The sequence below is a fragment of the uncultured Campylobacter sp. genome (genome assembly GCF_938045225.1).
Classification (GTDB): domain Bacteria; phylum Campylobacterota; class Campylobacteria; order Campylobacterales; family Campylobacteraceae; genus Campylobacter_A.
In genome coordinates this window covers 1-8,869 of record NZ_CALINL010000201.1, presented here as the reverse complement: position 1 = coordinate 8,869, position 8,869 = coordinate 1, and the positions used below count along the sequence as shown (strand labels likewise).

The window sequence follows — 8,869 nt, the reverse complement described above, 5'->3', positions numbered from 1 at the left end:
AATACTTTAAAACAAGAAGATCTAGTCGTCATTAAGCTTTTTAGAGAGTATCTAAAGGTAGGCTACTACCCATACTATAATGATATGCCAAATGATACTGCCTTTTATCGGACTCTAAAACAAAGTATAGAGGCTACGATAGATAGCGATCTTTTAAGCATATATCCAAATTTAAACGGCAACACAGCAAGAAAGCTAAAGATCTTAACTCATGCCATAAGCACGAACGTCCCATATCAGCCAAACTACTCAAGCCTAAAATCGCTTGTTGATATAAGGGATGATAGAACACTAAAAGAGTATCTTGCTATGCTTGATAGTGCTGGACTTATAAGGCTTTTAATGAAAAACGAGCTTGCTATAAAAAATATGGATAAGGCAGACAAAATTTACCTTGAAAATACAAATTTAAAATTTGTAGTGCGGCATCTTCTCGCGTCGCAGGGCTAGTATGCTGCAAAAAGTTGGATTTTAAAAATTTGAGTATTTAAATTTAACGCTCAAATTTAACAATCCAAATCAACTAAAAACCAAGATTTAAATCAAGGTTTTATATTTAAATCTTGGATATAATTATCAAAAATAAGTTGAGGTAAGCTCAAATTTGCCTCGAGTAAATTTAGCATTTTCGCGGTGCGGGTCTGGACGGGTCAAATTTAGCGGTTAAATTTTACGATCAAATTTGATGCCCGGAGCGAGCCGCGAAGCGAAACGAAATAAAATTTAAAATCTTAATACAAGGAGAAAGTTATGAACAGACGAGGATTTTTAGGACTCGGAGCGGCGCTGGGCGCGACGACGATGGCTCCTAGCCTTTTTGCGAAGGAAAACTTTACGATGTGGGGCGCGCCGGCGATCCCTAGCGTGATAATGGCCGTGGCAAGCATGCAAGGCGAGCTAGCAAAGACGCACGACGTGAAGCTGCGCATCTGGAACACTCCGGACGTCCTGCGCGCGGGAGTGGCTAGCGGCGATATCAAGGTCACTATGTCGCCCTCAAACGTTGCTGCGAACCTGCGAAATCAAGGGTTAAATTTCGCGATGTTAAATTTACTCACGCTAGGTGTCATGAACGCGATGATAAAGGACGAGAGTATCAAGGCGCTAGAGGACTTCGTAGGCAAAAAAATCATAATGCCGTTTAAAAACGATATGCCCGATCTCGTGCTACGCGCGCTTTGCAAGAAACGCGGCATAGACGCGAGCAAGCTTGATATCACGTATACCCAGACGCCGCCTGAAGCGGTGGGGCTGTTTATCCAAAAGGACTACGACGTTCTTATCGTTCCGCAGCCTCTTAGCGAAGCGACGATTTTACGCGGTAAAAAAGCGGGCGTAGCCGTGCATTACGGGCTTGATTTTCCTAAAACTTGGGGCGAGAGCTTTGGTGCCAAACCATACATCCCGATGGCGGGCATCATCGTAAACGTGGACTACTACGAGGCAAATCGCGCGCTTTTTGAAACGCTGCACTCCGATCTAACGAGCGCGCTAAAATGGATCCTAGAAAACAAACAAAGCGCGGCTAAAATCGGCGCCGAGTATCTGCCTGCGCCCGAGCCTGCGCTAGCCGGGGCTTTTGATAAGGCAAATTTAACGGTAACAAAAGCGCATGAGTTGCAAGATGACGTAATGGCTTTTTTTGAGCAAATTTTTGAGTTTAATCCAAAGCTTCTGGGCGGTAAAATGCCTGATAAGAGCCTATTTTTATGATACTTATAGATAACGTCAAAAAAGACCGCGGCGCGCTCTTAAAGGTTGCGGACTACCTTTGGGGCGGCTTTAGCGGTCTTGCGACGATAGCACTTATCATCGCGCTTTGGCAGATCGGCAGCGAGCTGGGAGGGGAGTTTTTACTCCCGGCTCCGCAGGCTGTTTTCGTGCGGGCGTACGAGCTTTTGGCGAATTATAAAAACAGCGAGATAAACATCACTCTCGTGCGCTCGCTAGTGGGCGTCGGTACGGCCTGTGCTATCGGTATCACGCTGGGGCTGGTTGCGGGCGCGTATAAAAGCTTTGCCGCATTTTTAAAGCCCGTGATCACGACGCTGCTTTCTATGCCGCCTATTATTTGGATCGTTTTAGCTATATTTTGGTTCGGGTTTGGAAACGCGAGCACCATCTTTACGATCATTATCACGGTTTTGCCGCTTACTTTTGCTAGCTCGATGGTCGGCATGATGAGCGTTAGCGAGGAGCTAAAGGAGATGTTTGACGCCTATAAACTGGGCGTTTGGAAAAAAATTCGCCACCTTTACGTTCCGCACCTAACCAGCCACATCATCAGCTCTCTAAGCGTCGCCGTAGGCATGGGCGTAAAGATCGTCATCATGGGCGAGCTGCTAGGCGCGAACGACGGTATGGGCGCAAAGATCGCAAACGCGCGCGTGATGCTAGATACTACCGAGGTGATGGCCTACGTCGTGCTCACTATTGCTATCATTATGCTTTTTGAGTATCTGGTTATCGAGCCGCTCAAGATCACGCTAATGCCGTGGAAAAGGTAGTTTGCTATGCTAGAACTTCAAAATTTAGAATACGAAATTTTACGCGACAAGGTCGTGCGCGATTTTAGCTTAAAAGTCGGTGCGGGCGAAGTAGTGACGCTATTTGGTGCGAGCGGCTGCGGTAAAACTACGATCCTGCGCCTGATCTCGGGGCTTATCGATCCGCGCAAAGGCAAAATAATCAATAAATTTAACAAAACGACCTATCTCTTTCAGGAAAATCGCCTGCTCGAGTGGAAAAACGCGCTTGATAACGTGCTGCTCGTGATGGATGAGCCTGACGAAAAGGCCGTGCTAGAGCTTTTTGCTAGACTTGGCTTAACCGAAAAAGACGCGCTAAAGTACCCTGACGAGCTAAGCGGCGGCATGCGCGCGCGCGTTAGTTTCGTAAGAGCGCTCGTTACGCAGCCTGATTTACTTTTAATGGATGAGCCATTGTCGGGGCTTGATTATGATATGAAGGAAATTTTGATAGACATCGTCACGCGCCGCGTGGAGGAGGGTATGAGCGTCGTGCTGGTGACTCACGACAGGATGGAGGCCGCGCGAATGTCTAGTAAAATTTGCTTTTTAGCCAGCAAGGGCGCGGTGATCGAGCGCGAGCTGGAGCTTGACCGCGCCTTTTCGCAGCGAGATTTTGCCTACGCTAGCGGCGTGATAGACGAAAATTTTAAAGGAAAAATTTATTATGATTAACGACTTTTTCACTCATCCGATGAGAATTTTTTTCCTTACGAGTGCGATTTGCGCGGTGCTAGGCGGAGCGGTGTTTTTTGCGCCCGTAGATTTCGTTAGCTGGCATAAATTTATATTTTTGCACCTTGTCGCAGCCCTTGCGTACGCGGGATTTTTGCTAACGGGGCTAACGGACTGGACGAATTTTGGCGGAGGGCTAAAAAAGCACGCCTACGCGATGTTTTCGTTTTTTGCGGCGAGTTTTGTTAGTGCGTTTTTTAGCCTATTTGCGGCTCATTTTTTTATGGCGTTTTTTTGGGCGTATCTGGCGGGACTTTGCGTTTATATGATCTGGCTTGATAGAAACGACGATCAGCTGGGCGTTTTAGCATTTTTACTCGGCATTTTGGGATTTGAGATTTACTATCTGATTAGCGGCGAGGAGAGATTTTTAAATTTACAAATCCACCTACACGTAATCGCGATTTTGCTTATATCTTTTCGCGTTAGCGTCGTGCTTGGCAAGGAGGCGCTAAACCGCGAGCCTGGCATGCAAGACGCGGCCTTTGTGCCAAATTTCGTTTATAAAAACATCGCGATCGTTAGCGTTAGCGCGTTTTTGTTAGTTAGCCTGTTTTTTGAAGGCAGCAAGGCTGTAAATTTCGCCGCGATAGCCTGCGGTAGCGCGATTTTAGCCAAGCTAAAAGAGTGGCACTACAAGGAGCTTTTGCGTCATAGCTTCGTGATTTATTACTACCTGATGCAGCTTTTGCTGGCCGCGGGCTATATCCTTTACGGCGCGAGCGGGATTTTGGGGCTGGGGCTAGAGACAAATATGCTGCACGTTATCGCGCTAAACGGCATTATTTTTAGCATTATGCTTATCTTTAATATCGCCGGTCTGCGCCACAGCGGGCAGGAGCTTGAGTTTTTACGCCTTAGCAAGATCGCCTTTGCGCTTGTCATTGCCGCAGGCGTTTGCAGAGGCTTTTTGGCTTACGTTTGGAGCGGATTTTATATACATCTACCGGCAACCCTCATCGCCGTAGCCTTCGCGCTTTGGTTTATTGATTTTTATAAAATTTTCAGAGATAACGAGTTTAGCGACGATCCGGAGTAGATTTATTTTGCTTCGGATTAAATTTTAAAATTTGACTCAACCCGTCGCTAATTTTTGTATAATAACAAAAAATAAACGCAAAGGAAGACTCTTGAAAAATCAAAAGTCGAGAGAGAGAGAGAGAGAGAGAGAGAGTAATACGCTCTGCCTAAAAGGCGCAAATTTATCCTTATTTAACCTATTTAAAAATCCAAAATTTTACTTTCATATACCGCTTTTAAAAGGCGGATAGCCTTTAAATTTTACTTAAATTTCAAATAAAATAAATCTAAAAAGGAAATAAAATGGCATATAAATACGATATTGGATTAGAGTTTTTAAGGCAAATGAGTAATGAAGATCTAAACGATCTAGTCGAGATTCTAAAAGGTAAAGATAATGACGAAAGGATCAGCGAAAGTCTCTCGAATGATAAAAAATTTATCAAACATTATCCAGATCATGCGCAGTACATTGATCTTATTTTAGAAGAGATACAAAGATATGGCGGTAATACTTTCGTAAATATTTTTAGAGGCGGCGGAGTTCAATACGCCGAGATTTTAGAAGACGTTTGCAAAAGGATGAAAGTTCATTATTCCCCTCACTATTCTATCGAGGATATCGAGTTTTCGCTACTTTTAAAGATTACGACCGACGCGCTTGAAAAGATGAGCGAAGGCGAGCGCAAGGAACTCTTGAAGGATCTTGATATAAAAACAGATAAGTATACGCCGCAAGCAGTAGTAATGGCGCTACAAACGGCAATAAAGCTCGGCAAATTTAAGGCGTATCAATTTACGTTGGTTATAGTAAATGCGATTTGGAAAGCGATTTTTGGCAAAGGACTAACGATAATCGGAAACAATACTCTTACGAAGTGGATGGCTATTTTAGCAGGGCCGATCGGCTGGACGATTTCTGGCATCTGGACGGCTGCTGATATAGCAGGTCCGGCATACCGAGTAACTATACCGGTCGTAGTGCAGATAGCTTATCTGCGACAAAAGCATATGGATAAATAAAACGCGGGTCTTTTGGCCCGCTAGAAAAGGAAAAAATGAACGAGATAATTATAAAAGAGGCGGATATAAGAGAGCTGGATAATTTTAAAACGTGCCATTCCTACAGCCTTGAGCGCGATGGCGTAAATTTAACCGATACCGCCGTAAAAAGCGGAGCCGAAATTTTAAGAGACGCCCGCTTGGCAAATGAAGGCTCAAAGCTCTTTAAATGCACCGTTGATGCTAGTAAGCTTAGCAAGATAGATGGAAAATTAGGTAGCGGGTTGGGTACGGCGGTACGCGAAAACGGCGAGCTAAAAGGGCATGCGGCTTTTAACGTTTTAGGCGGCGAAGATATAGCTAAAATCGTAACGCCGTTTGCTTTTTATCAAGTGGCTAGTATCGCGCTTGGACAGCAGTTTATGCGTGAGATAAACGAAAATTTAAAAGGCATAAACGAAAAGCTGGATAAAATTTTGGAGCATTTTGAAAACGAGAAAAGAGCTGAAATTTTAGCCTTAATTAATTACGTTTTTTTATTAAGCCGGAGCCGAATTTTAGATGAAAGCGATAAAATTTTTCTGAAAAATATAAAATTTAAGGCTGATAGGATAAGGCTTTATTATTTTATAAATTTTAAAAACGCGCTTAAAAAAGATGAGGAAAACATTATAAATAGTTATATCTTGACGGAAAAGATAATGCAGACTTGCGATGTACTGATTTATAAACATCATCTAAATATCGGCGAAACAGATAAGGCTATAAGCGCAATGCAAAGACTTATAGATACCGAGAAAATATTGGAAAATGATTTTGCTAAAATCTCAAAACATAGCCAAAGCGATAAAATTATCATAAAACGATTGCGAGACAAGTCAAAAAAGATAGACGACGAATATTTATTTTTGAAAAATTTTGAAAGAAAACTTTTTTTGCAGCAAAGCCAAGACGTTTATCTGCTACAAAACGGTAAGAATATAAAGTTTATAACTGCCGAGTAATTTTAATCCAGCGTCCTTTTATACCTAGCGAGCGATATGGCCGTGCTAACGCATAAAAACGCCAAAATCGCGGCCAGGTCGTAGTAAAAATCGCTAAGCTGGGCGCTTTTAAGCCAGACGCCTCTAATGATACGCAAAAAATGCGTCAGCGGAAAGCACTCGCCGATAAACCGCGCCCACGCCGGCATCCCGTAAAAAGGAAACATAAATCCAGATAGCAGCATCGAAGGCAAAAAGAAAAAATAAGTCATCTGCATCGCCTGCAGCTGGCTGCGAGCTAGCGTGCTAAAGGTAAAGCCGACGCCCAAATTTGCAAGCATCAGCAGAGTGCAAGCCGTAAAAAGCGCGACCCAGTCGCCGATAGGGGGCAACCCGAAAAGCAGCCTCGCTATCAGCAAAAGCGCGCCCACTTGCAGGTAGACTATGAGTAGGTAGGGTAAAATTTTGCCTATCATCACCTCAGCCGGGCGCAGCGGAGCGGCTAGGAGATTTTCCATCGTGCCGCGCTCAAACTCCCTCGTTACCGAGATGCTTGTTAGCAGGATCGTCGTTAGCGTGAGCAAGATACCCATGAGCCCCGGGATGATCTGATAGCGCGTGAGTAGCTCCGGGTTGTAGCGAGAGTGCGCGCGTAGCTCAAATTCCGCCTTAGGCTGCGCGTAACCGGGCTTGTCTCTAGCAAGAGCCTGCTCAAATGCTATTTGCAGCGCGGCAGCGGCGCCCGAGTTTGCCGAGGGATCGGTGGAGTCGGTGGCGATTAAAATTTTAGGCGTTTGGCCTCGCATGAGGTCGCGTTCTAAATTCGGCGGAAAATATATAATAAACTGCGCCTCGCCACTTTGCATCATGGCTTCAGCTCTAGCTGCGTCCGCACCGACGTGTTTGACGTCGAAAAACTCCGTATTTTTCATCGCGCTAACTAGTGAGCGGGTGAGCTTGCCACCGCTATCTGCGATCACTACGGCTGAGGGCAGGTGGCGCGGGTTGTTGTTTATCGCGTAACCAAAAAGCAGCATCAGCATCAGCGGCATCGCGATGATCATCGCTAGCGTCGCGCGGTCTCTTAAAATTTGACGAAATTCCTTTACAATCATCGCCGCGGTTCGAGAAAACGAGATAAATTTCATCGCCGTTCCTAAAACCGCTCGTCTTTATAAAGCTCTAGCAGGTGTATGAAAACATCCTCCAGGCTCGCTTTGATCGGTATTAGACTTAGCTCGTCCTGCGGTACCGCTAGGTCTATAACTGCCTCTTGCAGCGCGGCATCGTCCTTTGCCGTGATGTGATAGCCGTTACCGAAAGCCGAAACGCTAAGCGCGGTGTTTGAGGCTAGCAGCGACGCCGCTTCGCCCGCTCTATCTCCGCTTAGCTGCCAGACGTTTAGATCGTAGCTGGCGATGATGTCTGATTGCGTGCCGCGGGCTAGGATCTTGCCGTAGGCGATGTATATGAGCTCGTGGCAGCGCTCGGCCTCGTCCATGTAGTGCGTGGAGACTAGCACGGTGATGCCGTCCTGGGCTAGCTCGTGGATGATATCCCAAAACTCGCGCCTAGCCTTTGGATCTACGCCAGCCGTCGGCTCGTCGAGCAAAAGCAGCTCCGGGCCGTGCACGAGGCACATCGCAAGTGCGAGCCGCTGCTTCCAGCCGCCAGATAAACTGCCCGCTAGATGGTTTTGACGCGGGGCGAGGTCTAGGCGGTCTAGGATTTGATTTACGGCCGTTTTTTGGTTTTTGACCGCAAAAAGCCTAGCGATAAATTCTAAATTTTCCCTCACGCTAAGGTCGTCGTACCAGCCAAATTTTTGCGTCATATAGCCAGTTTTTAGGCGTATGGCTTCGCTTTGGCCGCGGAAATCATACCCCAGGCAGCTGCCGCTACCGCCGTCTGGCTTTAAAAGACCGCAAAGCATGCGTATGGTAGTCGTCTTGCCGCTACCGTTTGGTCCCAAAAACCCGCATACGCTGCCCTTTTTGACTCTGATGTCGACACCGTCCGTGATGATCTTTTTGCCGAATTTTTTGGTGAGGCCTCTAACGTCGATGGCGTAGTCGCCGCTCTGCTGTTTCGGGCTCAAATTTGGAGTCAAATTTGAGCTATGGCTTGCGGTTAAATTTGAGGCGTTTGTCAAATTTGAGGGCAAATTTGCGTTGCTAAATTTCGCTTTTAACTCGTTTGCTAGATTTAGCCCGCTCAAATTTGATTTTCTTTCGGTCTGCGACGGAGTTTTGTCTGCGCCGTAAATTTTACCGCCGCGCGCGTTTAAATTTTGCCCCGGCGAAATTTTGTCTAAATTTGCACGCCGAATTTGAGCGGAGATATTTTTCGCGTTCACGGCTCTAGTCTCGCTTTTATCGGCAGCGACGGGTGCAGGGCGGTTGCGTTGTTTTCGGGTACGGCTTCGACTAGATAGACCAGCGTGCTTTGCGAGGTTTGGTTGTAGATGACTGGTGGAGCGTACTCGGGAGCGGACGCGATTTTTACGATACGAGCGGTAAAGTCCGTGCATCCCTCGCAGCTAATGCGCGCTTTTTGCCCCTCGCGCAGGCTAGTTAGCGCTCCTGCGGGCACGAAAAATCT

8 protein-coding genes and 2 pseudogenes are annotated in these 8,869 nt (G+C 46.2%); 7 read left to right on the top strand and 3 right to left on the bottom strand.

From position 1 onward, the window contains the following. The 7 genes and pseudogenes from Q0200_RS07465 to Q0200_RS07435 form a co-directional block, all read left to right on the top strand. A pseudogene (locus Q0200_RS07465) lies at positions 1-450 on the top strand (3-dehydroquinate dehydratase); the annotation flags it as partial. A 300-nt stretch (positions 451-750) separates the two neighbouring features. Then, positions 751-1,713 (top strand): ABC transporter substrate-binding protein, encoded by a 963-nt coding sequence (locus tag Q0200_RS07460; protein WP_297939764.1) that lies wholly within the window; start codon positions 751-753, stop codon positions 1,711-1,713. Next, positions 1,710-2,507 (top strand): ABC transporter permease, encoded by a 798-nt coding sequence (locus Q0200_RS07455; RefSeq protein ID WP_297939761.1) that lies wholly within the window; start codon positions 1,710-1,712, stop codon positions 2,505-2,507. Before Q0200_RS07460 ends, Q0200_RS07455 begins: the two co-directional genes overlap by 4 nt. 6 nt (positions 2,508-2,513) lie before the next feature. Next, on the top strand, positions 2,514-3,203 hold the full coding sequence (locus Q0200_RS07450) for an ATP-binding cassette domain-containing protein (RefSeq protein ID WP_297939758.1): 690 nt from the start codon (positions 2,514-2,516) through the stop codon (positions 3,201-3,203). Then, positions 3,196-4,302 carry an NnrS family protein gene (locus Q0200_RS07445; protein WP_297939755.1) on the top strand — a complete coding sequence of 369 codons (1,107 nt, stop codon included), beginning with the start codon at positions 3,196-3,198 and terminating at the stop codon, positions 4,300-4,302. Before Q0200_RS07450 ends, Q0200_RS07445 begins: the two co-directional genes overlap by 8 nt. A 284-nt stretch (positions 4,303-4,586) precedes the next feature. After that, positions 4,587-5,306, top strand: coding sequence for a DUF3944 domain-containing protein (locus Q0200_RS07440; protein ID WP_297939752.1), 720 nt, complete (start codon positions 4,587-4,589; stop codon positions 5,304-5,306). A 35-nt stretch (positions 5,307-5,341) separates the two neighbouring features. Further along, positions 5,342-6,289 carry a hypothetical protein gene (locus Q0200_RS07435; RefSeq protein WP_297939749.1) on the top strand — a complete coding sequence of 316 codons (948 nt, stop codon included), beginning with the start codon at positions 5,342-5,344 and terminating at the stop codon, positions 6,287-6,289. Between the two features lie 2 nt (positions 6,290-6,291). On the opposite strand, the gene Q0200_RS07430 is transcribed toward Q0200_RS07435, so the two are convergent. The 3 genes and pseudogenes from Q0200_RS07430 to Q0200_RS07420 form a co-directional block, all read right to left on the bottom strand. Further along, the gene (locus tag Q0200_RS07430; RefSeq protein WP_297939746.1) at positions 6,292-7,416 is read right to left on the bottom strand and encodes an ABC transporter permease; all 1,125 of its coding nucleotides are present in this window, start codon (positions 7,414-7,416) and stop codon (positions 6,292-6,294) included. 8 nt (positions 7,417-7,424) lie between these two features. Beyond that, positions 7,425-8,624 (bottom strand): ABC transporter ATP-binding protein, encoded by a 1,200-nt coding sequence (locus Q0200_RS07425; RefSeq protein ID WP_297939744.1) that lies wholly within the window; start codon positions 8,622-8,624, stop codon positions 7,425-7,427. Then, positions 8,621-8,869: pseudogene (locus Q0200_RS07420) on the bottom strand (secretion protein); the annotation flags it as partial. The gene Q0200_RS07425 and the pseudogene Q0200_RS07420, both read right to left, overlap by 4 nt.